We start from the raw sequence: 26,877 nt of genomic DNA on the forward strand, positions 1-26,877 counted from the left end.
ATGAACTTGACGCTCTTCAGATCAATATGCATAGGAATGGCTGTAATGGCGGCTTTTTCATGCGGAAATTCAACAACAGAAAAGGAAACAATTAACTCAACAAAAGAAAAAGTAGTGACTGCAAAAGAAATTCTAGGAAATCCAGCTTATCAGGCAATTTCATATGAAGGCTATCGAGCAAAATCTAGAGATATTCAACCTAGTATAGCCCAACTCAAAGAAGACATGCGGATACTATCTGCTATGGGCATAAAAATGCTCCGAACATATAATGTGCAGTTTGCGCATGCTTCCAACTTGCTTAAAGCTATCAGCGAAATGAAAAGTGAGGATCCGGATTTTGAAATGTACGTGATGTTAGGCGCTTGGATAGATTGTAAAAATGCATGGACAGATCTTGAACCTGACCATGATGTAGAAAGTGAGCAAAACGAAGGAGAAATCAAACGAGCTGTGGCTTTGGCCAATCAATATCCAGATATCGTAAAGGTACTTGCTGTGGGTAATGAGGCCATGGTAAAATGGGCTACGAGTTATTATGTGCAGCCATCTGTGATTTTGAAATGGGTCAATTACCTTCAGGATTTGAAGTCAAAAGGCGAGCTTTCAAAAGATCTTTGGATCACGAGTTCAGATGATTTTTCCTCTTGGGGAGGTGGAGATCCGATGTATCACACAGAAGATCTGGCCAAATTGGTGAAGGCAGTGGATTATATTTCAATGCATACTTATCCCTATCACAATACGCACTACAACCCGGACTTTTGGAGAGTACCTATAGAAGAATCCAAATTGTCTGAAATTGAAAAAGTCGACGCAGCAATGCTTAGAGCTTTGGATTTCGCAAAGGCTCAATATGACTCAGTTACCAACTATATGAAGAGCCTGGGTGTGAATAAGCCGGTGCATATTGGCGAAACAGGATGGGCTTCCGTATCTGATGGGCTTTATGGCCCTGACGGTTCACATGCAACCGATGAATACAAGCAGGCACGCTATTATCAACTGATGCGTGAATGGACCAATGAAGCGGGCATCTCTTGTTTCTTTTTTGAAGGATTCAATGAGCCTTGGAAGGACGCAGGGAATCCAATTGGTTCGGAAAATCATTTTGGATTATTTACAGAGACTGGTCAGGCCAAGTATGCTTTGTGGGAAATGGTTGATCAAGGGATTTTCAAAGATCTTACCCGAGATGGAAATCCAATTGTAAAAACCTTCGATGGAGATGAAGAAAGATTGATGCAGGAAGTAATGGCTCCACCTGCAAAGTATTAATATTCAATAATTTAAGCTTTTTATCAATAACCCTTAATAACCATGTCAACCACCGTGAAAAAAGTACCGATGGGCCAAAAAATTGCCTTCGGTGTGGGTATGCTAGCAAATCAAATGTTCCCAGCCTCACTTGGGATATTTATGGTAGTGCTAGTTCAAAATTTAGGCTTCCCAGGATGGATGTGGGGAATTGTCTATTTCCTCCCTCGGGTCCTAGATGCTGTAACTGACCCCATCATGGGCTTCATCTCCGACAACACCAAGTCTGTTTGGGGAAGACGCAGGCAATATGTCTTACTTGGAGCCGTATTAATGGGTATTTCTTTCTCGGTGATGTGGCAACTTTACGGGGAAAACAGTGTGACTTATAACTTCACTTATTTTCTACTCTGGTCATTTGCCTTCTATATAGGATTGACAATTTTCAGTGTACCCTATGTAGCCATGGGTTATGAAATGAGTGAAGATTTTCATGAGCGTACTCAAATTATGGCTATCGCTCAGTGGATTGGACAGTGGGCATGGGTAATTGCGCCTTGGTTTTGGGTAATCATGTATGAGCCTACCTGGTTCCCGAATCCTGAATCCGCTACTCGGGAGCTAGCCATTTGGGTTGGGGTTATTTTTGCGATTTGTGCTATGGTTCCTGCCATTTTTATCTCCAGTAAATCCACTAAAAATGAAAACTTTTCTCCACTGACTTTCAATGCAATTGGCGATAGCCTTTCTCAAATTATCAGAGGATTTAAAGAGGCTTTTTCTCTAAAACCTTTCCGAAAGCTATGTATTTCTACATTCTTTATTTTCAATGCATTTAACACTGTAGCGGGATTCGTATTCTTTATTGTGGTTTGGTATTTGTTCAATGGGGACGCTGGCGCTGCGGGCTATTGGACGCCAATTTTCGGTAGTGTCGGAGCATTGGTTACCACTTTTATTGTGATTCCGATTGTGGCTTGGATGTCCAAAAAGATAGGTAAGAAAAATGCCTTTATGGTATCTCAGGCTATTGCGTTAATTGGTTATACCTCCCTGTGGTTTCTATTCGTTCCCGGAAAGCCTTGGATGTTCATTTTCTCCCTTCCTTTTCATTCATTTGGTATAGGTAGTCTCTTTGTATTGATGATGTCGATGACTGCCGATGTGATTGATTTGGATGAATTGAATTATGGCAAACGACGAGAAGGAGTCTTTGGAGCTATTTACTGGTACATGGTTAAGTTTGGGTTTGCTATCGCTGGAGGTTTGAGTGGTGTAATTTTGACGGTAGTTGGTTTCGATGGAAATGCCGCAGTGCAACCCGAAGGTGCAGTTACTGGATTAAGATTATTCTTCTCTGGTTTACCTATGCTAGGAACAATCGTCGCCATGTACTTGATGCATGACTATGATGTAGATGAAGAAAGAGCAAATAAAATCCGAGAGGAATTAAAGAAACGAAAAGCCGAAGATCAAAAACCGGAAATAGTTTACACAGGATATCAAAGTGGAAAAATTCTATCTCTCACGGATGAAGATAAGGTGGCAGTTGAAAAGATTCAGCAAGAATTCGGAGGAAAATCAAGCTCCGAAATAAAAGCCTTATTTGCTGAAACCCTTGATGGAGGCTTTCATGGTATGTGCTTCAGTCCTTACCTGGAAGGACAAAATATTGGTGATACACTTACCGAAAATCAGATTAGACGCCGAATGGAAATCATTGCACCACATACGCAATGGGTACGCTCCTTCTCTTGTACAGATGGAAATGAATTGATTCCAAAGATTGCCCGAGAAAAAGGCTTGAAGACCATGGTTGGTGCTTGGCTAGGAACCGATAAATCCAAAAATGAAGCGGAAATAGCTCAGCTTGTTCAATTGGCGAAAGAAGGGTTGGTGGATATCGCTGTGGTGGGTAATGAGGTGCTACTTCGTAATGAATTGACAGAACAAGAGGTGCTTGACTATTTATTGGAAGTAAAACGAGCTCTTCCTACCATACCCGTGAGTTATGTAGACACCTATTTCCAGCTATCACAGCGTCCGGAAATCGTCAATGCATGTGATTTGGTGCTAGCCAATTGCTATCCATTCTGGGAAGGTTGCAATGTTGATCAAGCACCTATTTATTTGGAAAAAATGTACGAAATGGCTAAAAATGCAGCCAACGGGAAAGAAGTCATCATCACGGAAACAGGCTGGCCTGACTCCGGTGAAAGTGTACAATCAGCCAAACCTTCACCTGAAAATGCCATGAAGTATATTATTGCTTCTAACCGCTGGGCTCAGAAGGAAGGCATTGCCTTGTTCAATTTCACCTCTTTCGATGAGCCTTGGAAGGTACACCATGAAGGTGAGGTTGGACAAAGCTGGGGAATTTGGAATAAAAACGAAACCTTAAAATATAAGTAAAATGTCTTTTAATGCTGACAAAGTTTTGTCACTTGCAGGAAGAAATCTGCAAGGATTATCCTATCAAGAACTGGCAGAATCATTTAACGAAATGCTCCAACAAGGTATGCATGGTCTATGCTTTAGCCCCTATGAGGAAGGGCAACAGCCGGGCGATACCCTGACCGAAGAGCAGGTACGCAGGAGATTGGAAATCATTCGCCCCTATACCAATTGGGTCCGGTCCTTTTCCTGTACTGAAGGAAATGAGTTGATTCCTATGATCGCGAAAGAAATGGGAATGAAAACCTTGGTAGGAGCTTGGTTGGGAAAAGATGATGAAATAAATCAAGAAGAAGTTAAAGGTTTGATCAAGCTTGCCAAGGAAGGTTATGTAGATATTGCTGCCGTTGGAAATGAGGTGATGTACCGGAAGGACCTTACAGAAGATCAATTACTCGGCTTCATTGAAATGGTGAAAAAAGAATTGCCCAAAGTCCCTGTAGGCTATGTGGATGCCTATTATGAGTTTGAGCTAAAACCTCGAATCACCGAAGCTTGTGATGTGATTTTAGCCAATTGCTACCCTTATTGGGAAGGCTGTGTTTTGGATTATTCCTTATTATACATCAAGGACATGTACAATCGTGCTGTAAGAGCTGGAAAAGGCAAAAAAGTAATTATTACGGAAACAGGTTGGCCTAGTCAGGGAACTCCGCTTTATGGAGCTGTTCCTTCAGATGAAAATTTCATGAAATACTTCATCAATATTCAGGCTTGGTCCAAGCTAGATTCCATAGATGTCTTTTATTTTTCTTCCTTTGATGAATCCTGGAAGGTAGGCGCAGAAGGTGATGTCGGCGCTTATTGGGGGATTTGGGATAAGGATGAAAAACTGAAGTATTGATGCTTAATCACACTCTTCAAAGCTGAGTTAAATAAGTAGAATTAAAAACCCGCATTCTTTTTCAAAAAGATGCGGGTTTTTACTTAAAAAGATAGGCTTCAATTAGTTGGAAGGTTTACCTCCATTTCCGCCATTTCCACCTTTTCCCGGAGTTCCTACATCAGTTCCTTTTCCACCTTTACCGCCACCTTTATTGCCTAAGATGTTAATATCGATGTAGGTTATGTTTTGAACATGATCAATAACAGGAGCAGCTCCGCCACCTTCTTCAGAGGCACTTATTTCACCTGGTTCTTCAGGTTCAGATCCTGCTAGAACAGTTGAGCCTGTGAAGAATGTATTTAAGGCAGTTGTTACATCTGAGTTATCATTATCATCAAAACTGAAAGTAAGTCTATAAACTCCCATGCCATCATTGGCTCTTTTTACGTCCCAAGTGTAGCCGTAAATGATTTTTCCTTTGATGTTAATTTCTGCATTGTAATAGCCGGGGCCGTCGCCAGCTTCCCAAACTGCTCCTGAAAATACCGGAGGCAAAGCATCCCCTTCCCATGCTGATGTTTCCGCATTCCAGGTTAATTCAGGGGTTTCAGAAGTAATTTTTTGAATGGTAAACCTTGCATGTTCGGAATAAATGGTAGCTTGATCGCCAGGGCCCATTAAAGGATTATTATCCAAATCAGTTTGAAGGCCGTGTAATTCATCTGATCCCCATCCGGAAACATGTCTCATTAAATATTGTCGTAATGGGGTTGCTCCTTCGTGATTATCATATAAAACCACTTCAGTTCTTACCTTCGAGGTTAAATACCAATCTACTGATTCCAAATTGTCTCCCCAATCTAAGACGTCAACTTCGACTATGCCTATTGCATTTTCAGCATCAGCTTGCCAGAAATTATTGGCATCTTTCTGAACCCAGGCTTTGTAGACATCTTCTCTATCATCAGGGTAACATAAATCTTCTCCATCAACAGGCAAACAGCTTAGTACAGGATAACTTGGATCTGCGGGATCTTCATCCCATACATACCAATATTCTCCGTCTAGCTTAACATACCCAGGTTCATAGTCTCCTGGTAGTGTTCTCAATGTCTTCGGAGTTCCTTCTGCCCAAATAACGGGAAAAGAAAGATTGTGTGTCACACTACTTTCATCCCCTTTACGAAATGCAGCACCATCTGGGTCAAATGGGTTAATATTGGGGTCATTGTTATTTTCCGCCACAATATTCTCATTTAACTCAGCCATTCGATCTAAGTCACACGATGTGAAAACCAAGATATTGGTCAACACAAAGACTAGTGTTAAAATTGGTTTTAACGTTTTCATGGCACCCTAATTTTAAGGTTAATAAATCATTTAACTATAGAATTAAATTAACCATAAAAAAGGAATTCGATGGTGACCGAGGGTACATTCACAGCTGATCTTCATCATGAAAAACCAGCCTTTTTTACATTTAAAATATTTTGGTTTGAAAAGATTTGATGCAAGCTGAAAAAAACCAAAAAAGAACAATAGCTAGATAAAGTCTCCTTATAATTGGACAATGAAAAAAGGGGAATTTGAATCTTTTTTTACCACACTTTTATCCCTAGGATTAGCTTAAATTTTAACTGAAACAACCTGACTTTTTTAAAGAAAATTTATCTGGAACATAGATCCCAAGTTAGAATACCAATCTAATCATAGACGAGCCTTGCTTTTAATCCGAATTAATTTTTTTCAGCCAGATCTTCGAGTTTGAAAGAAAAATCACTTTGCAAATCTTCGTGTAATCCCTCTATTAATCGACGAGCTTTTCCAATTTGTATATGGTAAAGGTTGCTGATTACGGGATGGCGAAAATTTAAATAACCAAGCTCTCTTAATTTTTCGCAGAAATATAAAATCAGCTCTACTTGATCAGCTTTATTTTTACTCAGCTTTAGGGCCTTATTTAATTTTCTTCGAATGGCTTGAGCCGATTTTTTCGTATAGTAATAATTCGCTGTGTTTACAGAATCGAAAGCCTCATCCAGTTCTTCTTTAACCGAGTCAACAAAAAGTCTAGGATCATCCCGTTCATTCATTTTGAAATAAAGATAGGCTTTGTTGTCCCTACTCAATTTCGCAAGTTCTGTTATCAGAGAAATCAGTTCTTTTTCCGATAAATAGCTTAATTCTTTTTTGAGTTCTGCCAAACTTGGAACCTGCATGAAATGGATAATTTTTAAATCATTTGAAATAAAGAAATCGTGAGCATTCCCCAGGCTGTTCCTGTTACCATACTTAAAATGGCTAGCAAAACCGCATGAGGCATCAAATCCTTTCGATAGGCTGCAGTTACGGCCGGAGCTGTGGAAATCCCTCCTAAGTTAGCCATAGATGCAATTGGCGCCCAAATTAGGTTTAGGTTTAAGATTTTGGACACGAGAAGCATTCCTAGGAAATGAAGGATTAACCAAAGAATCACGATTCCCACAAAAGTCCATGGTAAAGTCAAATTGCTAAAATCGAGCTTTAAACCCAAAATGGCCATCACCAAAACAATCCCAATTCCTCCCAACTTGAGAGAAAATTTAGTATTCCAGATAGGAATAAAATTCCCCAAGGCCAAGCCTACCAAAGAAAGTAATATAACTGTATTCAAAAACGACAACTGCAAATAAAAAGTCAGGATGGCTATCCCTGAAAAAATTAGGGCGATGATTAAAGGGCGAATCTTGGTTTCTATTATTCTGATAGGATCAGCGTCCAGCTTTTGAGGAAGTTGGTCTTGTATGCCTATCAAAAGACTCAGCATCTCCCCTTTTTTGATGAATTGAAACATTAAAATGGTCCAGATATTCACCAAAATATTATCTAAGACCAAAACTGATAAAAATAAGTTTTCAGGAGTCTCAGCTAATTCTTTTAAGATCAACTGCGAAGTACTTCCCCCTATCCACCCTCCAACAATAGGGACTAATCCTTTCCAATAGGATTCTTCCATAAACAAAACCTCAGATTGGGGAGAGATGGCACCGGATAAAATCACCAAAACAACTGGGAGCGTTGCGATAAATAAACTCCCTGCCACAAATAAAATTAAAGGTCTCCAACCTACTATTGCTAATTGCTTGATGCGTAAGGAGGACATGACAGCTAAAAGAGTGATAGGAATGATTGCATTCCTGCTCCAAGCGTGAAGTTTTACTTGGGATAAGTCCCAGTGAAATATGTGCGTGAATGCTGCAGGGATAACATAGGCCAATAAAATTGCAGGAAACCAATTTAAAATACCCTGAATAAATCTATTATTTATAGTACTGATTTTCAATACTATAAATACTGTTATTGAAACTAGTACAATAGAAATTATTTCTTGGAAATTCATACTTAAAATGATTCAGTAATTATTCCCAAAACAGTCTGAATTCCTTCGATGTAATTTCCAATTCGGATATTTTCATTAGGTGCATGAATATTATTATCAGGATTTGGTACACGCACAGAAACTGCAGGAATCCCAAGGATATTAATGAATGGTGCCATAGGTTGAGATCCTCCGGTTTGTCGAGTTTTGATGTAATTCTCCTCAAAAACTTTTTGCATTCCCTTTTCAAGCCATTTTCCAAAATCAGAATCCATTTCAGCACGAAAAGGCTGCGAACCAATTCTGTAAGAAAAAGCAGCAATTTTTGAGTATTTCTTACGCTCCTCCTGACTTGGCTCATCAGTCGAAATGAGATAAAATCCCTGATCTTGAATATACTTTTTTAGAAGGGAAACTTGTCTTTCACCTGGGGTCTCCTGAACGGTTCGCATATCAATTTCTACAATCACTTCAGACGGAATAATCGTACGAACTTCCTCTCCTACCCAAGCGGCCTGTATTCCTCGAATATTCAAAGAAGGATATTGCAATGCTTCTTGATAGGAGTTGCCTACTTCATCCGAGGAGGCCAAGCCTAAATCCATTAAAATTTCATCCTTCGATTCGGGAACTTGCTTCATGGCTAGTAGATCTTTTTCGGTGAGATTGACACCTTCATAAAAGCAAGGAATCAAAACTCTTCCAGATTCATCTTTCAGTGAGGCTATGAGCCTAGATGCCTCAAAAACTGGGTTAGGAGCGAAATTCCCATATTGGCCACTATGCAGATCACGATTTGCCCCAAAAATTTTCAAAGTGACCGTTGCAATCCCTCTAGCACCGAAAGTTAGGTTTGGAAGATTGGATACATGACGGGTTCCATCCATGATCAAAATTCCATCTGCAGCAACCAAATCTTGATGTTGTTCAATCACTTTGGCTAATTCTGGAGAGGATAATTCTTCCTGAAAGTCCAAGATAAACTTAAGGTTCACGGCAGGTTCTATCCCTTCCTTTTTCAGAATTTCTAAGACCGTAAAAAATACCATCGCGGGTCCTTTAGAATCAGAAGCCGATCTAGCAAATATTTTCCAATTAGGATCGATCTCTCCTTGAAGATTTGACCAAGGAATTTGTTCCCAGTTTTCATTCACTTGATGCTTCATAACAGGGAGATACGGGCTTTCTTGATCCCAGGCACTTGAGTCTACCGGCTGACCATCTATTTGCATGTAAACCAAAACAGTCTTCTTGTTCGAGTCTTCCTTTTTTGATGCAAAAAGATGGGGAATTTGATTTGAACTGAGAACTTGAGTCGAATATCCCAATTCTTCAAGGTAGGCTTGAGACCATGCTAGATTTGCTTGGATATCTTCCGGAATCCGACCGTTATTGGGGATTTTTAAAAATTCTGAAAAACGTTCGAGGGATTCCTTTAATTCTTGTCTGGATAATTCCTGAATCGTTTTTTTATTAAGTTGGCCAAAAGTATTTCCAACTAAAACAATGCTCAAAATTCCAATTAAGATTCTTTTATTCATGGGTTTCGATGATTGATGGAAGATAGGAATTCTTCGATTCAGGTCCGCCTTGTTAAAGCATTCAAATTTGTTTTAAATCAATTTGTAGGTGCGGAACTGTAAAAGCTTTTGAAGAAACTTTGGTAATTGGTTAAGTTTAAGAGGAAATAAACTCAAAATGGAAACCTACGGAAAGATACTATTGATTGCTATGCCGGCTTTTTTGTTGCTGGTATTGTTTGAAAAGTTCTGGGGAATGTGGAAAGGAAAAGATACTGTTCCCGTCAATGACATGATCTCAAGCCTTAGTTCAGGAATTACCAATGTCACGAAAGACGTATTGGGTTTGAGTATTGTAGTTATTTCCTATGAATGGTTGTATTCAAATTTTGCATTATTTCAGATTCAAGCTACCTGGTTGGTCTATGTGATTGCTTTTTTTGCACTTGATTTTGCGGGTTATTGGACGCATCGAATCGCGCATGAGTACAATATTTTCTGGAACAATCACATCATTCATCACAGTAGCGAAGAGTTTAATTTAGCATGTGCTCTTCGACAGAGTATTTCTTCCATTGTCAAAATATTCGCCGTTTTTCTTATCCCTGCCGCTATTTTTGGAGTACCTCCTCAAGTGATTGCCATTGTAGCACCATTGCATTTATTTGCCCAGTTTTGGTATCATACCCGTCATATCGGGAAAATGGGTTTCTTGGAAAAAATCATTGTGACCCCCTCCCATCACCGAGTTCATCATGCCATCAATCCAGAGTACTTGGATAAGAATTATGGGCAGATTTTCATTTTCTGGGACAAATGGTTTGGTACTTACCAAGAAGAACAGGATGATATTCCTGCTATCTATGGAGTCACTCGCCCGGTGCAGACCTGGAATCCTATAAAAATCAACTTTATGCATCTTTGGCTTTTGATTAAGGATGCTTGGAGAGCAAAAAAATGGTCTGACAAGCTTAAAATTTGGTTTATGCCTTTGGGTTGGAGACCTGCTGATGTGGCCGAAAAATATCCCGTTTACAAAATTCAGGACGTTTATCATTTCGACAAATACAACCCTTTTTTACCAAAGGGAATGCTGATTTGGAGTTTTGGACAATTGTTAGTCCTTTTACTGTTGATTAGTTATCTGTTTGGAAATATCGCTTCAATAGGTGCTCCGGATATTTTCTACTATGGTGGTTTTGTCTTCCTGACAATATATGCCTACACGGAGTTGATGGATAGAAACCCTAATGCCTGGGCTTGGGAATTATTGAAAGCAGCCTATGCTTTTTACTTCATTTTCACGCGGGGAGATTGGTTTGGATTAAATGCTGACTTCCCCGGAGCACTTCCGGTATTGATTGCCTACTTAGGCATATCAGCCATTATAGCTATCTGGTTTTCTTTCCGAAAAAATGAAGTCCAATTTGCGAATTAAAACATCATGAAAGAGTTAAAGCAAATACTTACTGCTTATCAATTTGCCAAAGAGGAAAATCGACAAGTAGCTTTAGCGACGGTTGTAAAAGTGGTGGGTTCAGCCTATCGCAGACCGGGGGCTCGGATGCTAGTTGATTTGGAAGGACAATTGACAGGAGCAATTAGTGGGGGCTGCTTGGAAGGCGATGCATTACGAAAAGCTCAAGCTGTCATTTTCCAGCAGAAATCCATGCTAGTGACCTATGATACGACAGATGAGGACGATCAAAAATTTGGCGTAGGTCTAGGATGCAATGGGATTATTCATGTCTTGATTGAGCCCATTGATTTTAATGATCCTACTAATCCAGTCGAGTTGATTCAAGAAGCCTTGAAAGATAGAAATTTGGGCCTCTTGTTGACTATTTTTTCTATACCTAATTCAAGGTCAGCTCAAATTGGAACTGTTTTTTTGAAAAAGGGAATCCATGAATTCGGTAAAGTTAAGGAGCTAGACCCGCAACTTTGGTTACGCCTTAAACATGAAATTCAATCCTTTGATCAGAATCAAAATGAAATCCGTAGCTATCCCGAACTTGGGGAAATTTCGGTTTTTTTTGAATTAGTAAAACCTCCCGTTCGAGTTCTTTTGTTTGGTGCAGGAAATGACACCATTCCTGTAGCTCGTATGGCAGATTTGCTTGGTTTTGAATTGATTGTTATTGATGGGAGAAAGAATCTGGCAACTGCTGGCCGTTTCCCTCAAAGTAAGGAAATCATTCTAGGACCTGCGGATGAGGTGGTTGAAAAAATTGAAACAGATATCCATACGGTTGCACTCTTGATGACGCATAATTTTGAATATGAAGCCGTGATTCTAGAGAAACTTCAGCAATCTATGATTCCTTATATTGGAATTCTTGGCCCCAAGAAAAAGACCGAAAAACTGATTGATCGCCTTCAAAATAAAGGAATTGAGGTTTCCGAAGAAAACATCTATGCTCCTATTGGTTTGGATATAGGAGCTGAGACTTCCGAGGAAATAGCCTTGTCCATTTTTGCCGAAATCAAAGCTGTTCTCAATAAAAAGCAACCCATTTTCCTTCGAGAAAAAATTGGGCCGATTCACGAAAAAGGAGCATGAGAACCGGAATTATTATTCTAGCAGCCGGTTCCTCTTCCCGATTGGGAAGACCAAAACAATTAATCGAATATCAAGGTAAAAATTTACTACAAAGAGCGATTGAAGCTGCTTTGGCAAGTTTTGCTGATTCGGTATTAGTGGTTTTAGGTTGGAATCCTGAACTGATCAAAGCAGTAGTAAAAACAAATTCAATTCTTTTTGTTGAAAATGAAAGCTGGGAACTGGGAATGACTGGCAGTATGCAGACTGGCTTGCTACGGTATTTAGATTCGGAAGATGAGATAGGGAAATTGGATCAAATCCTAATCATGCTTTGCGACCAAGTAATGGTTGATACAGAATTGCTAAATCTGTTGATTAGGAATAAGGAGGAATCAGAAAAAGGCATCGTTGCATGCCGCTATTCTGGAACGCTTGGCGTCCCTGCAATTTTCGATAAAAAATACTTCGAAGAATTACTTGCTCTGAAAGGAAAAGAAGGTGCCAAAAAGGTAATTCTTCAAAATATGGATGATGTTTTAACGATAGACTTTCCAGAAGGGTCAATTGATTTAGACACAGAAGAGGATTTTAAAAGATTAACTGATTAATCCTATACTCTTAGCTTTTCAACCACTTCTTTTACCCAATTAATTGTTTTTTCCACATCCTCAAAAGTTGTGTTTCTACCTAAACTAAATCTGATAGAAGCTCTACCTAGATCAGGATTTATGCCCATTGCCTGAAGTACATGACTGGGTTTGGGAGAAATAGAGGTGCATGCCGAACCAGAACTGACAGCTACCTTTTGATTTACTTTTTTTATTAGGTCTTCTCCTTCCACTCCGCTAAATGCAATATTGCATACATGAGGCAATCTATTTTCCTGACTTCCATTCAAAGAAGTGTTTTGAATTTGTAAAAGCTGATTTTCTAAAAAATCCCTCAATTCTCTAAGTCTATTTCCTTCTTCTTCCATTTCTGAAATCCGAAGTTCTGCAGCCTTTCCAAAACCAACTATTCCAGGAACATTCAACGTTCCACTTCGCATTCCTTTTTCGTGCCCACCACCGTGAATTTGGGCTAAGGGTTTTGGCAAAGCATGATTGTGTCTAACATACAAAGCTCCAACGCCTTTTGGACCATAAAATTTATGAGCAGAAAGAGCCATTAAATGAACGCCTTTTGTAAAAACAGGAATTTTGCCAGCTGCTTGAACCGCATCAATAAATAAGATGATATTCCTAGATTCTGCTATTTCAGAAATCTCTTTGATTGGATGAATTACGCCTGTTTCATTGTTGGCCCACATCAAGCAAATCATTTTGGTATGAGGAAGGATGGCGTCCTCCAAATCCTTCAAGCTAATGTTTCCCTTGCCATCTACCGGTAAACAGGTTATTTCAGCTCCTCTTTTTTCTATTTCTAAAAACGTATCTAAAACAGCTTTATGCTCTGTTTGGCAGGTTATGTAATGCTGTTTTTCTCCCAGATAAGATTCAAAAATGCCTTTAATTCCCAAATTGATAGCCTCTGTTGCTCCAGAAGTGAAAATGATTTCCTTGGATTTGGCCCCGATCAATTGAGCAATTATTTCCCTAGCCTCTTCTACGGCATTTTCAGCAACCCAACCATAAGGATGGCTCTTACTTGCTGCATTTCCGAAGTGTGTTCCGAAGTAAGGAAGCATTGCATCTATGACTTCAGGTGCACATGGAGTGGTGGCATTGTAATCTAGGTAAATGGGGTAGTTCATTGCTTTAAATTAGAAAATTCCATCGCAATTTTTCAGAATAGCGGTAAGAGTTTAGCTTTTCCAGGTTTTTATACCACCTCCATAAACCGACTGATTGGCCAAGGCAACAAGTTTAGCAGTATTGCCGGCATTGGTGACATTACAAAGCGGTTCGGCTTTTTCTTCCAAGCAACGATAAAAATCCTCCAAAGCATAGATACTCCCATCCTTGGTGGGTTGATCGACTAATTTGATTCCACTTTTATTAGCAATCCACGTGATAGGAGTAGCACCTGAAACACCATCGACTTCTTGAAGTTTGGCTTTTTTCTCAGGTTCTGGATAAAAAATCCCATCATTTGTCAATAGCGAAATAGTCCCCTCACTTCCTTTTATCTTGAATGCATAGCCTTCATATTGATTGCCACAAGTAGCACCGAAGTTCCCTACCATTCCAGCCTTGTTGTACCTCAGGGTTACCTGAACATTATCAAAGGTTTCTCTACCATCTTGGAAATAATCTATTCCTCCTGTCCCAAAGATTTGATCAGGTACTGTATCAAAAGCCCAATTGATAAAATCCATTTGATGAGATAGAAGCTCTGCAACCAGACCACCTGAGTATTCTTTGTACATGCGCCAATTCACTTGCCGCTCGAATTCAGGCGAAGGCACCGGTCTTCTCCAGCTATTATTTCGATCCCATCGAGCAGAGACTTGTGTGATTTTTCCTAACCAACCCTTTTGAATGTATTCCTTTACCTTGAAATAAAGCGGTGAATACCGGTATTGATGACCTACTTGAATGATTTGATTTGGGTATTTCCCCACCAAGTCTTGAAATGTTCGAATCTCCTCTAATGTAAATAGCATGGTCTTTTCTAGATACAGGTTTTTTCCTGCCTCTAATACTGCTTTTGCATGCTCAAAATGTGAATTCAGCGGTGTGGATACTACCACAGTATCAATTTCACGATCGTCTAAAATCCTTCGATAATCCTGGTAAACAGGAATTTGTGGGTATTTCTTAGCTGCAGGTTCTGCCCGAAATGGAAGAACTTCAGCAATTCCTCTGATGTTGAACTTTTCTGGCATTCCATTCATGACATGATGCAGACCGGAGCCTCTGTCGCCATAACCGATGATTCCTACATTATAGATTTTATTTCGCTTTTGAGTTAAAATGCTGGCGCCAACCCCCAATGGAAGACTGGAAACGGCCGCTGCTACTCCTGCTTTCTGGATAAAATCTCTTCTTTTCAAAAGCTGATAATTTTTTAAAGTATAGGGAATTTTGAGCAAAAAAAACAGACCCAAGAAGGATCTGTCTTTCAATCTAAAATACCCAATCTATCTAATTAATTATTATTAATCCATAACTGACCCACAGGAGGTTCTTCACCTTGATATATTCCAGGTAACCTTTTCCCTTTCGTAAGTTCTTGATGCTCTTTTTCCATTTTCTGTTGAAGCGCCTCTACCATTTCTGGAAAAGAAATTGCTATGTTTTTTAATTCTTCAGGGTCTTCCCACAAATCAAAAAGAGACAAAGGAATAGAATCATAAATAAATTGATCCATTTCACCAGGCTTAATGTTGTCTCCAGCAGGTTTTTGATATATATGAGGCAATAAAAGTTTATATCGATTATCTCTGATTCCACGCAAGTTTTCATTGTGGTAATACAAAAAAACATCTCTTGGAGATTGATCTGTTCTTCCCATCAAATAATCTCCAATAGAAAGTCCATCTATTTCAAGATCTGGTTGATTCCCTCCCACCCAAGACATCAAAGTAGGAAGTAAATCCATGTTGGTTACCAAACCATCTAGTTTCTCGTTTTTTGGCAATTGATTTGGCCATGAGATAATAAAAGGAACCTTGAAACCTCCCTCAAATACCGTGTTTTTACCTTCTCTTAGATTTCCAGCAGAACCTGCATGGGTCTGGTATGCCAACCATGGTCCATTGTCGGAGGTAAAAATCAGAATAGTATTTTCCTCCAAGTCCAATTCCTTGAGTTTCTTTTTAATCTGGCCAACCGACCAGTCAATCTCATGTATTACATCTTGATAAATTCCTTTTTTTGTTCTGTTTTGAAATTCAGGAGAGGTACTCAAAGGCACATGCGGCAACGGATGGGTTAGCAAAATAAAAAATGGAGAATTCCTGTTTTCTGAAATTATCTGAATCGTTTTTTCAGTAAATCTTTTTGTAAAAAATCGCTGATCAGGGTTTTCTTCCACAACAACGTCATTTTTGATCAAGGGCAAAGGCGGATAGGATTGGCTTGCAGAAGGAATCATGTCGTTGGAATAAGGAATCCCAAAAAATTCATCAAATCCATGGTGGATAGGAAGCTGCTCTTTGGCATGACCCAAATGCCATTTTCCAATCAATGCTGTAGTATATCCCCTTTCCTTTACTAATTCTGCCAAGGTTTGTTCTTCAGGGTTAAGCCCAGTTCTCCAAACATCCTGTGCCCAAGAAATCCCATGGGGTGCCAAAACCCGGGGGATCCCTACTCGGATAGGATAAGAACCAGTTAATAAAGAAGCTCTGGAAGGAGAGCAAACAGAAGACGCAACATAAAAGTTAGTCAAAGTGATTCCTTCTTTTGCTAGACTTGCCAAATTTGGAGTTATTTCATCTTTTGGTGCGAAGGGTGATATATCGCCGTAACCTAAGTCATCTGTGTAAATTATAATGATATTGGGTTTTGAAATAGCTGTAATATTTTTATATTCATTATAACCTTGTATAAACACAGTTATTTGAAATATAAGAAATACAAAATAATACATTTTATTATATTGTTTATATCGAAATTAATTTTAATAAAAAAAATATTTAATTTAAATTATTAAAATACCTATTAAAATTGTTGAATATATATATTATAAATATATTTCAAAATATCAAAAATAATATTATAAATATTAATGAATAAAGGCATAACTTTAAATTAAAGTTATGCCTTTATTCATAAGTTATAAATTATAACCCGGATTCTGAGTTAAATTCGGATTTACATTTATTGCACTAAGTGGAATAGGAAAAAGAAGATAGGTCTCGGGAACAGTAATGCCTAATGGATGTTGGTACTCATTATTCATTACTTCTAAATATCTATTTCTTCTAACTAAATCAAACCATCTATGCCCTTCAAAACAAAGTTCAAATTTTCTTTCCCTTTCAATGGCTAAATCAAACTCACTTTGATTAGGAAGATCCTGTTGGCTTAATTTCTTCAATCCAGCTCTAGATCTGACATCGTTTAATGCCAAAAAGGCTTGTTCACTCCCATAACTAATTTTGTTTAGGGCTTCTGCATACATTAAAAGAACGTCTGCATATCTAAGTACTATCCAATTATTTCCACCATCTGAAACTCCGGCACTTGGATCTATATATTTACCAGCCCCATAAGAACCTGGGAAAAGTGAACCCGGCAAATTGGATACAATGACAAAATCCTTTCTTAAATCATTTTCCTCAAAATCATCAATGAATTGTTTTGTGGGGATACAGTAACCTTGTCCTTGACCATTTATTGAGCCTTGAGGCATAAATACTTGGAAAAATCTACTTCCTTCGCCATTTAAATTAGCAGCAAATTGAATCTCAAAAATAGACTCTTCACTTGGAAAACTTAGACTAAAAACATCAGAATAGTTCTCAGATAATTTGAATTGATTGCTATCAATTATTTCTTTACAATAATTAGCAGCAACTTGAAAATTCCCTAGTGTTAAATACACTTTAGCTAATAAACCTGCTGCTGCAAATTTCGTAGCTCTTCCATTTTGGTTGCCATTACGAACTTCTGGAAGATTTTGGTAAGCATATTCTAAATCTGTCAAAATAACTTCATATACTTTTTCTTTTGATTCTCTCAGATAGGAAAAAGACTCTGAAATGCCTAAAGGCTTGGTAACGAGGGGAACATCTCCAAATATTCTTACTAAATTAAAATAGACTAATCCTCTTATGAATTGGGCCTCTGATTCAATTTGAGTTTCAATTTCTGTTGATAATTCCACTTCATCTAACTTACTTAATATAGTGTTTACTCTATAAATTGTATTAAAACTGGCGTTATAATACAATTCAACATGTATATTATCTGAAAATAATAAGAAATTCGAGAAAGCCTCCCAATTTGCTCCTGCAGTACTCTGAGTTTCTGCAATATCGGTAGTTAAATCTCCGAAAATCCAGTGACCACCACTTTGTCCTGAATTGTAAATTGATTGTAGTCCATCATAGGCACCAGCAATTGCTAATTCAAAATCCTGAGGAGTTTTATAAAAGAGTGCTGAATTATCTTGAAATGTGGGAGGTATTTCAAGGAAATCATTACAGGAGCTTGTCCAAATCAAAACCGAAACTATGAATATATATTTATAAATTTTCATCTCTGTATAATTTAAAATGATGCATTTATACCAACTGTATATGTTTTATTTAATGGGTAAACCTGCCAATCTAAACCTTGTAATAATGGATTGTTATTGCTAAAAGAAGCTTCTGGATCAAAACCTGAATAATTAGTGAATGTTAGGATATTTGTTCCTTGTAAATATATTCTTGCTGTCTTTAATCCGATACTATTTAATAATGCAGGTTTAAATGTATAACTTAGAGTTATATTTTTGACACGTAAAAAAGAACCATCCTCTACCCATCTATCTGAAATTCTACTATTTCCATTTCTATCATTAACATTTGCACGAGAATGGAATCCATCCCCAGGTTCGCTTGGAGATTTCCATCTGTTAACAGCGTCTTTTAATTGATTAGTGGTACCTCCTAAAGTTGCACCTGAACGACCATTGATATTAAAAATATCTCCTCCACTTACTCCTTGAAGGAAAATAGATAATTCAATGTTTTTATAACTAAAGCGATTATTTAAACCGTAAAAAAAGTCTGGTAAAGGGTTTCCGATAACTGTTCTATCTTGTGCATCTATAATTCCATCATTATTAAGATCAACAAACCTGTAATCCCCAGGCCTTGCGAATGGTTGTTCAGCATTGTGGTTTGCGATCTCCTCTTCTGTTTGAAATATGCCATCTGTCTTAAATCCGTAAAACTGACTAAATGGTTGACCCTCTTGATTAATGTAAATTTGTCCTATAGCAAAAATGGGGGGTTCTATGAGAAGTACTCCATCAACGCCTGAGCCTCCCAAATCAATTATTCTATTATTATTAAAAGAAATATTAAAATCCGACGACCACTTGAATTCTTTATCAAAATTAACTGTGTTCAATGCGAATTCCCATCCCCAATTTCTAACCTCACCGATATTTTGTAAGGCAGATGTAAATCCTGTTGTAACGGGAACTGGAACATTTAGGAGTAAATCATTTGTGTTTTTTATATAATAGTCTGCTAAAAGCCTTATTCTATTATCAAAGAAATATAGGTCGGTCCCAATATTAAATGATTTCGAAACTTCCCAACCTAATTCGTCATTTGCTATGCTTGAAGGAGAAAGTCCTCCAACTACCTGCTGATCCGATCCTAGTACATAGCGTGTGTTTCCCAATAAGGCAAATCTTGAATAATTTCCAATTGAATTATTTCCTGTAAGGCCATAACTAAGCCTTAATTTTCCTTCTGAAAAAAACTTTGACTGAGGGAAAAAGCTTTCATCCGAGAATAACCAACCTATTGATCCACTTGGAAAAAAACCATATTTAGTCTCAGAGCCAAACCTTGATGACCCATCAGTTCTTGCAGATGCAGAAATTAAATATTTGCCTTTATAATCATATGTCGCTCTTGCTAAATAACTCACTAAAGACCATTCTTCAATCCTTTGACTTAATCCATTAATGACCGTTCCAGCTGAAACAGTTTTTATTGAATTAGTTGGAATATTCTGACTCGAACCATCCATTCTATTTATCCTATATTTTTGAAAAGTTGCACCACCTAAAATCGAAAAATCATGATTCCCAATTTTCTTGGAATAGGTTAAAATATTTTCATTTAACCAAGAAAAAGCCTGCGATTGAAATGAATATGCCTGACCAACTATAGCCTCAAAAGGAGGCCAATTTGGAGAACGAGGTACAAATTGTAAATTGGTAATGTTATTAAAATCCGCTCCAAGACTAACCTTTAGTTTCAGATCTTCAATAAAACTGTACTCGGCGAAATAATTGGTTAAAATTCTGCTAACGTTAACTTCTTCTTCTAATTCATTTGCTAAAAAAACAGGGTTAGAAAGAAAGGGAGGTGTACCTCCTGCTCGATGATTAAAGTAGGTACCATCTTCATTATAGACTGGAAAAGATGGTCTTGCTGAAATTGCAGCATGTATAACACTTCCTTGAACAAAATTTCCATTTCCCTCAGTCCTAATTCGATCATGAATAGATATACTAGGGGCAAAATTAAAGCCCATTGATAGTTTTTCATTCGCTTTTATATCAATGTTTGCTCTAAAATTGTAACGTTTAAAACCTGATCCTATAATAATCCCATCTTGATTAAAAAAACCACCAGATATAGCATATTTAATATTTTGATTTCCACCTTTAATAGAAAGGTTATAGTTGGACATCATTGCTGTTCTGAATATCTCATCTAACCAATTTGTATCATGTTGAGGTGCCGTTTGAAACTGACCAACTCTTAAGTTACCGGGTCTTATCTCATCCGGATCTGAATTTGAACGATTATCAGGATCTCCATCTACCCAAGAATTATTTCTAGCTTCAACCATCATATCTAAATATTCTTGTGAGTTCATTAGTTCAGGTAAATTTGTAGCCACTTGCCATCCGGTATAATGATTAAAATCAATACTAGGCTTTCCTGATTTACCTTTTTTTGTGGTTATTATCACGACTCCATTAGCTCCTCTAGATCCATAGATAGCTGCTGCAGCCGCGTCTTTGAGGACATCAATGGATTCGATGTCATTAGGGTCGAATGAAGCGAGTGGATTTATACTTAATCTCGAAAACCCTGACCCAGAATTTCCTTGGTTTGATTCATTTTCAATTGGGAATCCATCAACAACGTATAAAGGCTCATTACTCGCTGAAATTGACCCAAATCCTCGAATTCTAACCGTTACAGCTCCACCAGGTGAACCTGTAGTTTGTGTGACTTGAACTCCCGGTAATCGACCTTGTAATGATTGATCGAATGATGTTACTGGTACAACTCCCAAATCTTCACTATCTATTGACGAAATTGCACCTGTTATTTTTCTCCTGTCTTGTGTTCCATAACCCACAACCACCACTTCTTCCAAGGCTTGAGCATCCTCAGCCATTTGTATATCGATGGTAGTCTGATTTCCGACAGTTACTCTTCTAGATTCAAACCCTACAAAACTAAAAATCAACACATCCCCTTCTGATGCAGATAAGCTATAACTACCATCAATATCTGTCACTGTCCCTGAAGTGGTTCCTTCTACTATCACAGTTACCCCAGGTAATGGCTGACCAGAAGCATCTGTTACTTTACCTTGGATATCGATAAATTCCAGTTCTTGGATTGAAATACTCTTTCCTGAATCTGAAGGCAGTTTGACATGAATGTTTTTATTGATCTGGACAAAAGAAAGATTGGTCTGTCGAATAAGATTTTCCAGCACTTGATAAACCGTTGCATTTTCCAAATCCAAGCTGATTCGCTGATTAAGGGGAATTGTGTTGGGATTGTAAGTAAATTTAAAATCCGTTTTTCGTTCCAACTGAGAAAAGGCTTTTCTCAGCGGTTGGTCATCCAAACTGATGGAAACTTTAACTTCTGAAATACTTTTCATTTGGGCCTTACCGGTATTAGCCAAGAGAACCGAGCAAAATATCAATTGAATGGCAAAGGCATATAGAATTCGTTTGGACAGCATAAGGAGTTGCCTCAGTAGTGGTTTTTTCATACTATTGTAATGGTTAAAGTGTAATGAATTAGACTTTGACTACTTGTCTGTAGAGGTCTCAATTCTGGCAGACAAGCTTTAAGAGCAGCTTTTCGAAAGAGAAGCTGCTTTTTAATCTAGCTACTGTTTAGATTATTTGCTTTCATGGTTTATTAGGGTTTATTGATATGCGATTTCTACTTTTTTATCCTTCAGTGAAAAAGTCAAATCTGTGGCCCGGCTCAATCCCAAAAGGACATTCTCCAATGTCTCATCCTGATAAATTCCTGAATAGGACCAATTATTAGGAAATTTTCCTTTTATGGTAATCTCTACACCATACCAGTTTTCCAATCGATACTTGACTTCAAGGATGTCATTTTTATTAAAAACCAGCTTTTTATCTTTCCATCCTGTCATCTCCAAAGGATCAAATCCAGTTTTTCGAAATTCTCCGAATTGGTCAAAAACCATCATCTCATTCGGAGCAAGCATTAGCCGATTTCCTTTTTGATCATCTATCCGAACTTTTCCAGTGACCAATGCAACTGACAGCAATCCCTCTTCAGATTCTTTCACATTAAAGGAAGTGCCTAGGACTTCTACCTCTATGTCAGCGGTCTGTACGATAAAAGGTCTTTCTTCTTCCGCAACTTCAAAAAATGCTTCACCCTTTAAGGTTACTTGACGGCTTTCCTTTTCGAACTTTTTTGGGAATCTAATTTGGCTGTTCGAATTCAGAAAAATTTTAGTACCATCCTCCAAAATAAAAGTTGCTTTTTGGCCCTTGGGGGTAGTACGTTGAACTATTTCTGATGTAGTAATTTCTTCGACGGGTAGTACTCTTTCCTTTTGTCCAAGGCTCCAAAAATACCAAAGGGAAACTCCTATAATCAATACGGCTGCTATCTGACGAAAGGAAAACAGCCACTTTCTCATTCGAGAAGTTTTAGAACCGAAAGATGCCTCTGCAGAAGGAGTTTGTCTAATTACATTTTCGAAGATTCTCACGTAATTGCTGTCAGAAAGATCCACTCTTTTTGAGTACTGAATGCTTCTAATGATTTGACTTGCCTTAAGAACTATCTGTCGCTTCTCGGGGTGTTCCGAAAGCCATTTTTCCCAAAAATGTTTATTATTCTCATTGGGTGTTTTTACCCATTCGATAAAAAACTCATCAGCCAAAAAGTCCTCTAATTGGTAGTCTTTGTAATTTAGATATGTTTTATTATCACTCATTTCTTTTTCTTATCAATTCCCATATTTACTCGTAAGGCATCCAATGCTCGATAAATCAATTTTCTGGCTGATTTAACCTCCGAAAATTCCATTATCTCAGCAATGTCTTTGTATGAAAGCCCATCTTCATAGAGAAGCAAAATAGCTTGCCGTTGTCTTGAGGAAAGTTTCTTAATAGCTATGTTTAGATTTATTAGCTGTTCTTGCTTCTCTTCCGAATCTATTATTGAATTTTCAATTGAAATTTCAATAGGGAAATTCGCTTCCAATTCATCTGAGCTAATCATAATCTTATTTTTATCCTTCTTAATTAATTTGATTAATTCATATTGAAGGCTTTTGAATAAATAAGCTTTAATTGAAGCAACTGGTGAAAGTGAACCCCGTTTGCCTCGAAGGTAAATGAACAGATTTTGAATAGCGTCTTGAACCATTTCCTCACCTACCTGAAATTGGCAACCATACTTAAATAATTGAGGCGTGTAAATTCGAAAAAGGTAATTAAAAGCCATTTCATCAGATGCATTAAAAGCAAGCCAGATTTCTGAGTCACTTTTCGACTCAAAAATCTTAATAATCTCTTGGTGCCGATGTACGACTTCCAATTTGGAATAGTTTGGGTAGGGTTTATTGTTCATGCTGAGGGTAGCTATGCCTCTTTAGTAGTAAGAGAAAGAAGTTATTCAAATGACCCCATGTTTTTAAAAAAAAATTAAAATTTTATCCTTTTGCCATACAGGATATATGGATAAATCTGGAAAACGCAATAAAAATAAAGTATTAAGCAAGTTTTAGATCAATAAACAAAAGCATACTTACTCCATTGATTATTATCAATCTGATGATTTCTTCTTATAATTAAGACTAAAATCAACCAACAGCAGCCTGATTTTGGAAACTTCCTTCATTGAATTTTTTGAAAAATTTAGCCAACTCAATTTGAGTGATATGGTTGATCTTTACAAAATTTCCACTATCAAGTCCTACAAAGCGGGTGAAAAAATAGCTCATGAAGGAGATTGTTTTGATTATGCTTTAGCTATTCTAAAGGGGGTAATTAGAACTTATGTTCAGCAAAGTAATGGTGAGGAACGAACAGTCAGGATTGCAATGGAAAAGGATTTTACAGCATGTGCTAACTGCTTATTGAATAATGGGAAATCCTTTGAATATTTGGAAGCAGTTGAGGATTCATTAGTAATTCAGGTGAATACAAAAAAATTTAAAGAGCTTGCACAAAATAATATTCGACTCCTACGATTTTGGAATGATAATATTTGCAAGGCATTAAATGAGGCGGTACATAGAATAATGTTTTTCCAAGTGCTCACACCAGAAGAAAGGTATCATGCATTAATGGATGAAAGTCCTCAATTAATTTTAAGGGTACCGCAAAAATATTTGGCTTCCTACATCGGGATAACTACCGTATCACTTTCTCGAATAAAAAGTAGAAAACCAAAAGACTTGAATTAATTAACAAATGTTATTTCGAATTGCTTTGAAAAACAAGATTTTTATAAGGTAATTTTTGTTTTAACCATACCCAAAGCACTATGAAACTAATTTCAAGATTAGCCAACGGAGAACATCCAGCTTGGTTTATGAAGGTTTTAATTCCATGTAAATGCATTGCTTTCATGGCTTTTTTCCCAGCAATATATTTTATAGGGAAGCTATTTATTTGACAATTTTAAAATCAGCTCTTCAAATCATCATTATTTGAAGAGCTTTTTCATTTTAATAATCCTTTACAGTTCAATTTTATTGAACCTTTAGGATTTTTTTGTTTTTGAGAAACCTACTTTACCTCTGCTGCTTACCGTTTTTACCAGGAAAATCAATGAAAAATTTTCGATGAACTGATTATTTTTCTATCCTGTTCTTTCAAAAAGCAATTCTAGGATGAAGTTGTAAATCCTATCAATTGAAGTAATTTTGCTTTTCAATTTTTCAAAAATGAAAGAATCAGCAGCATCACTCAATTTCATTGAACATATTATCGAAGAAGACCTTGCCAATGGATTTCCGCAAGAAAAGCTTCGTTTTAGATTTCCTCCTGAGCCAAATGGATATTTGCACATTGGCCATGCGGCCTCCATCTGTTTGAATTTTGGATTGGGAGAAAAATACAACGCTCCTGTAAATCTTCGATTTGACGATACCAATCCTGCCAAAGAAGAGCAGGAATATGTAGACGCGATTAAGCGAGATATTGCTTGGTTAGGCTTTAAATGGGCCAATGAGTGCTATTCTTCTGATTATTTTCAGCAATTGTATGACTGGGCTGTTCAATTAATTAAAGAAGACAAGGCTTATGTTGACCAACAATCTTCAGAAGAAATAGCTGCCCAAAAAGGAACTCCAACCTCAGAAGGAACACCTAGCCCTTTTCGGAATAGACCAATAGCTGAAAGTTTGGATTTGTTTGAGCGGATGAAAAATGGGGAGTTTCCGGCAGGATCCTATTTACTCCGTGCGAAAATAAATATGGCTTCCCCTAACATGCATATGCGGGATCCGATTTTATACCGTATAGTAAATGCAGCCCACCACCGCACAGGTACAAATTGGTGCATTTATCCCATGTATGATTGGGCTCATGGTCAATCTGATTACATCGAGCAAGTTTCACACTCCTTGTGTACGCTAGAATTTAAATCTCACCGTGAATTGTACGATTGGTACTTGGATCAGATTTATGATTCAAGTTTGCTAAGGCCTAAGCAACGAGAATTTGCTCGTCGGAATCTGAGCTTTACGGTAATGAGTAAGCGGAAATTGCTCGAATTAGTGCAGAAAAAGATTGTGGCTGGATGGGATGATCCACGGATGCCTACTATTTCTGGATTAAGAAGAAGAGGCTATACCCCAGAATCCATCCGAAAATTCAGCGATGTTTCTGGTATTTCGAAAAGGGATAATGTGACAGACGTATCGCTTCTTGAGTTTTGTATCCGTGAAGATCTTAACAAAAGAGCTACCCGTGTGATGGCGGTTTTAGATCCTGTGAAATTGGTAATCACCAATTATCCAGAGGGAAAAACAGAGATGTTATCCATGGAAAACAATCCTGAAGATCCAAATTCTGGAACTCACGAAGTGCCATTCTCTCGAGAATTATACATTGAGCGAGAAGACTTCAAGGAAGATGGAGGTAAGAAATTCTTTAGACTATCTCTAGGAAATGAAGTTCGTCTGAAAAGTGCTTATATCATCAAAGCTGAGTCAGTTGTTAAGGACAAGGATGGAAATATTTTGGAAATCCATTGTATTTATGATCCTGAATCTCGATCCGGAAGCGGTACTGAGGCAAGTATGCGAAAAGTAAAAGGCACCCTACATTGGGTATCTATTGAGCATGCTATTAAAGCGGAAGTAAGAGAATATGACAGATTATTTTTAGATGAAGCTCCAGATTCTCATGAAGACAAAAACTTCTTGGATTTTGTGAATCCAGAGTCCTTGAGAGTGATTAAAGAAGCATATCTGGAACCCTACCTTTCAAATGCAACTTTGGATGATAAATACCAATTTCAGCGCTTAGGCTATTTTACTTTAGACTTAGATTCTAAAAATGACCGGTTGATTTTCAACAAAACCGTTGGCCTTAAGGATACTTGGGCTAAACAAAATCAACAAGTAGCGCCTCAAGCTCAAAAAGCTGCTCCAGCCCCATCGAATCAAGGGAAACGAAAAGCGTTGAATGAGATTCAACAAATCAGTAAAAAGCTGACCAATTTCTCTGGAGAAAAACTAGAAAGTGCTAAATCTTCGATTTTGGAATTAGCTGGAGAAGTATCCTACGATGAATTGGAACCTTTATTTAATACTGCTGCTAAAAAGGTGGGAACAAGAATCGGCGTTATGCTTACTTTGGGTGTTCTACTGAAAAAGGGACAAGCAAGAAATGAAGCAATTAATGGCTTTATTGAAGCTGCCTTGGCAGATGATAATGAAGTGTTAAAGGAAGAGGCTGAGAAAGTAAATAGCCTCTGAGTTTAAGGATAAATATAAAAAAGAAAGCCACTGAGATGATCAGTGGCTTTCACGTT

Annotated in this window: 19 protein-coding genes; 8 read left to right on the forward strand and 11 right to left on the reverse strand. The window is 37.7% G+C overall.

The features are described from left to right. Genes E4S40_RS03275 through E4S40_RS03285 form a run of 3 tightly spaced genes read left to right on the forward strand, consistent with a single transcriptional unit; the run spans position 1 to position 4,555 of the window. Entirely contained in the window at positions 1 to 1,278 is a 1,278-nt protein-coding gene (locus E4S40_RS03275) for a glycosyl hydrolase family 17 protein (RefSeq protein WP_237563116.1), read from the forward strand. 42 nt (positions 1,279 to 1,320) lie between these two features. Continuing rightward, positions 1,321 to 3,669, forward strand: coding sequence for an MFS transporter (locus E4S40_RS03280; protein WP_237563117.1), 2,349 nt, complete (start codon positions 1,321 to 1,323; stop codon positions 3,667 to 3,669). A 1-nt stretch (position 3,670) separates the two neighbouring features. Beyond that, on the forward strand, positions 3,671 to 4,555 hold the full coding sequence (locus E4S40_RS03285) for a glycoside hydrolase family 17 protein (protein WP_135070787.1): 885 nt from the start codon (positions 3,671 to 3,673) through the stop codon (positions 4,553 to 4,555). A gap of 102 nt (positions 4,556 to 4,657) precedes the next feature. On the opposite strand, the gene E4S40_RS03290 is transcribed toward E4S40_RS03285, so the two are convergent. The 4 genes from E4S40_RS03290 to E4S40_RS03305 all read right to left on the reverse strand — a co-directional run bounded on the left by E4S40_RS03290 (position 4,658) and on the right by E4S40_RS03305 (position 9,436). Further along, positions 4,658 to 5,887 (reverse strand): hypothetical protein, encoded by a 1,230-nt coding sequence (locus E4S40_RS03290; RefSeq protein WP_135070791.1) that lies wholly within the window; start codon positions 5,885 to 5,887, stop codon positions 4,658 to 4,660. Between the two features lie 386 nt (positions 5,888 to 6,273). After that, positions 6,274 to 6,741: a hypothetical protein gene (locus E4S40_RS03295; RefSeq protein WP_317129210.1), complete on the reverse strand. Its 468-nt coding sequence runs from the start codon at positions 6,739 to 6,741 to the stop codon at positions 6,274 to 6,276. 29 nt (positions 6,742 to 6,770) lie between these two features. Further along, a complete protein-coding gene (locus tag E4S40_RS03300; protein WP_202615325.1) occupies positions 6,771 to 7,916 on the reverse strand; it encodes a DUF819 family protein in 1,146 nt (381 codons plus the stop codon). A 2-nt stretch (positions 7,917 to 7,918) separates the two neighbouring features. Further along, positions 7,919 to 9,436 (reverse strand): M20/M25/M40 family metallo-hydrolase, encoded by a 1,518-nt coding sequence (locus E4S40_RS03305; RefSeq protein WP_135070797.1) that lies wholly within the window; start codon positions 9,434 to 9,436, stop codon positions 7,919 to 7,921. Positions 9,437 to 9,593: 157 nt separating this feature from the next. Between E4S40_RS03305 and E4S40_RS03310 the strand changes: the two genes are divergently transcribed. From E4S40_RS03310 to E4S40_RS03320, 3 genes are read left to right on the forward strand one after another with little or no spacing between them, the layout of a single operon-like run. Next, entirely contained in the window at positions 9,594 to 10,853 is a 1,260-nt protein-coding gene (locus tag E4S40_RS03310; protein WP_135070798.1) for a sterol desaturase family protein, read from the forward strand. 6 nt (positions 10,854 to 10,859) lie between these two features. After that, positions 10,860 to 11,978: an XdhC family protein gene (locus E4S40_RS03315; protein ID WP_135070800.1), complete on the forward strand. Its 1,119-nt coding sequence runs from the start codon at positions 10,860 to 10,862 to the stop codon at positions 11,976 to 11,978. After that, positions 11,975 to 12,568: a nucleotidyltransferase family protein gene (locus tag E4S40_RS03320; RefSeq protein ID WP_135070802.1), complete on the forward strand. Its 594-nt coding sequence runs from the start codon at positions 11,975 to 11,977 to the stop codon at positions 12,566 to 12,568. The genes E4S40_RS03315 and E4S40_RS03320 overlap by 4 nt, the downstream gene beginning before the upstream one ends. 2 nt (positions 12,569 to 12,570) lie before the next feature. Here E4S40_RS03320 and E4S40_RS03325 read toward each other — a convergent pair whose 3' ends face one another. The 7 genes from E4S40_RS03325 to E4S40_RS03355 form a co-directional block, all read right to left on the reverse strand. Then, on the reverse strand, positions 12,571 to 13,713 hold the full coding sequence (locus E4S40_RS03325; protein WP_135070804.1) for a cysteine desulfurase family protein: 1,143 nt from the start codon (positions 13,711 to 13,713) through the stop codon (positions 12,571 to 12,573). Between the two features lie 51 nt (positions 13,714 to 13,764). Continuing rightward, positions 13,765 to 14,955, reverse strand: a complete 1,191-nt coding sequence (locus E4S40_RS03330; protein WP_135070806.1) for a Gfo/Idh/MocA family protein — start codon at positions 14,953 to 14,955, stop codon at positions 13,765 to 13,767. 95 nt (positions 14,956 to 15,050) lie between these two features. Next, a complete protein-coding gene (locus E4S40_RS03335) occupies positions 15,051 to 16,460 on the reverse strand; it encodes a sulfatase family protein (RefSeq protein WP_161971765.1) in 1,410 nt (469 codons plus the stop codon). Positions 16,461 to 16,682: 222 nt separating this feature from the next. Further along, positions 16,683 to 18,110, reverse strand: a complete 1,428-nt coding sequence (locus E4S40_RS03340) for a RagB/SusD family nutrient uptake outer membrane protein (protein WP_135070810.1) — start codon at positions 18,108 to 18,110, stop codon at positions 16,683 to 16,685. 11 nt (positions 18,111 to 18,121) lie between these two features. Further along, complete coding sequence (locus E4S40_RS03345) at positions 18,122 to 21,604, reverse strand: TonB-dependent receptor (RefSeq protein WP_135070812.1); 3,483 nt, start codon at positions 21,602 to 21,604, stop codon at positions 18,122 to 18,124. Between the two features lie 159 nt (positions 21,605 to 21,763). Next, complete coding sequence (locus tag E4S40_RS03350; RefSeq protein ID WP_135070813.1) at positions 21,764 to 22,822, reverse strand: FecR family protein; 1,059 nt, start codon at positions 22,820 to 22,822, stop codon at positions 21,764 to 21,766. Further along, positions 22,819 to 23,460 carry an RNA polymerase sigma factor gene (locus tag E4S40_RS03355; protein ID WP_135070815.1) on the reverse strand — a complete coding sequence of 214 codons (642 nt, stop codon included), beginning with the start codon at positions 23,458 to 23,460 and terminating at the stop codon, positions 22,819 to 22,821. The genes E4S40_RS03350 and E4S40_RS03355 overlap by 4 nt, the downstream gene beginning before the upstream one ends. Positions 23,461 to 23,770: 310 nt before the next feature. Between E4S40_RS03355 and E4S40_RS03360 the strand changes: the two genes are divergently transcribed. Both E4S40_RS03360 and E4S40_RS03365 read left to right on the forward strand, forming a co-directional pair. Beyond that, a complete protein-coding gene (locus tag E4S40_RS03360) occupies positions 23,771 to 24,298 on the forward strand; it encodes a Crp/Fnr family transcriptional regulator (RefSeq protein ID WP_135070817.1) in 528 nt (175 codons plus the stop codon). Positions 24,299 to 24,781: 483 nt separating this feature from the next. Continuing rightward, a complete protein-coding gene (locus E4S40_RS03365; RefSeq protein WP_135070819.1) occupies positions 24,782 to 26,821 on the forward strand; it encodes a glutamine--tRNA ligase/YqeY domain fusion protein in 2,040 nt (679 codons plus the stop codon). The last annotated feature ends 56 nt before the right edge of the window (positions 26,822 to 26,877 follow it).

Source organism: Algoriphagus kandeliae (assembly GCF_004571135.1).
Lineage (GTDB): Bacteria > Bacteroidota > Bacteroidia > Cytophagales > Cyclobacteriaceae > Algoriphagus > Algoriphagus kandeliae.

What these genes read in the sequence shown, in the direction of transcription:
- E4S40_RS03320 (WP_135070802.1), top strand. Translation starts at nt 11,975, where the DNA reads ATGAGAACCGGAATTATTATTCTAGCAGCCGGTTCCTCTTCCCGATTG.
- E4S40_RS03315 (WP_135070800.1), top strand. Translation starts at nt 10,860, where the DNA reads ATGAAAGAGTTAAAGCAAATACTTACTGCTTATCAATTTGCCAAAGAG.
- E4S40_RS03305 (WP_135070797.1), bottom strand. Translation starts at nt 9,436, where the DNA reads ATGAATAAAAGAATCTTAATTGGAATTTTGAGCATTGTTTTAGTTGGA.
- E4S40_RS03280 (WP_237563117.1), top strand. Translation starts at nt 1,321, where the DNA reads ATGTCAACCACCGTGAAAAAAGTACCGATGGGCCAAAAAATTGCCTTC.
- E4S40_RS03345 (WP_135070812.1), bottom strand. Translation starts at nt 21,604, where the DNA reads ATGAAAAAACCACTACTGAGGCAACTCCTTATGCTGTCCAAACGAATT.
- E4S40_RS03340 (WP_135070810.1), bottom strand. Translation starts at nt 18,110, where the DNA reads ATGAAAATTTATAAATATATATTCATAGTTTCGGTTTTGATTTGGACA.
- E4S40_RS03275 (WP_237563116.1), top strand. Translation starts at nt 1, where the DNA reads ATGAACTTGACGCTCTTCAGATCAATATGCATAGGAATGGCTGTAATG.
- E4S40_RS03310 (WP_135070798.1), top strand. Translation starts at nt 9,594, where the DNA reads ATGGAAACCTACGGAAAGATACTATTGATTGCTATGCCGGCTTTTTTG.
- E4S40_RS03360 (WP_135070817.1), top strand. Translation starts at nt 23,771, where the DNA reads ATGGTTGATCTTTACAAAATTTCCACTATCAAGTCCTACAAAGCGGGT.
- E4S40_RS03350 (WP_135070813.1), bottom strand. Translation starts at nt 22,822, where the DNA reads ATGAGTGATAATAAAACATATCTAAATTACAAAGACTACCAATTAGAG.
- E4S40_RS03325 (WP_135070804.1), bottom strand. Translation starts at nt 13,713, where the DNA reads ATGAACTACCCCATTTACCTAGATTACAATGCCACCACTCCATGTGCA.
- E4S40_RS03300 (WP_202615325.1), bottom strand. Translation starts at nt 7,916, where the DNA reads ATGAATTTCCAAGAAATAATTTCTATTGTACTAGTTTCAATAACAGTA.
- E4S40_RS03290 (WP_135070791.1), bottom strand. Translation starts at nt 5,887, where the DNA reads ATGAAAACGTTAAAACCAATTTTAACACTAGTCTTTGTGTTGACCAAT.
- E4S40_RS03365 (WP_135070819.1), top strand. Translation starts at nt 24,782, where the DNA reads ATGAAAGAATCAGCAGCATCACTCAATTTCATTGAACATATTATCGAA.
- E4S40_RS03285 (WP_135070787.1), top strand. Translation starts at nt 3,671, where the DNA reads ATGTCTTTTAATGCTGACAAAGTTTTGTCACTTGCAGGAAGAAATCTG.
- E4S40_RS03355 (WP_135070815.1), bottom strand. Translation starts at nt 23,460, where the DNA reads ATGAACAATAAACCCTACCCAAACTATTCCAAATTGGAAGTCGTACAT.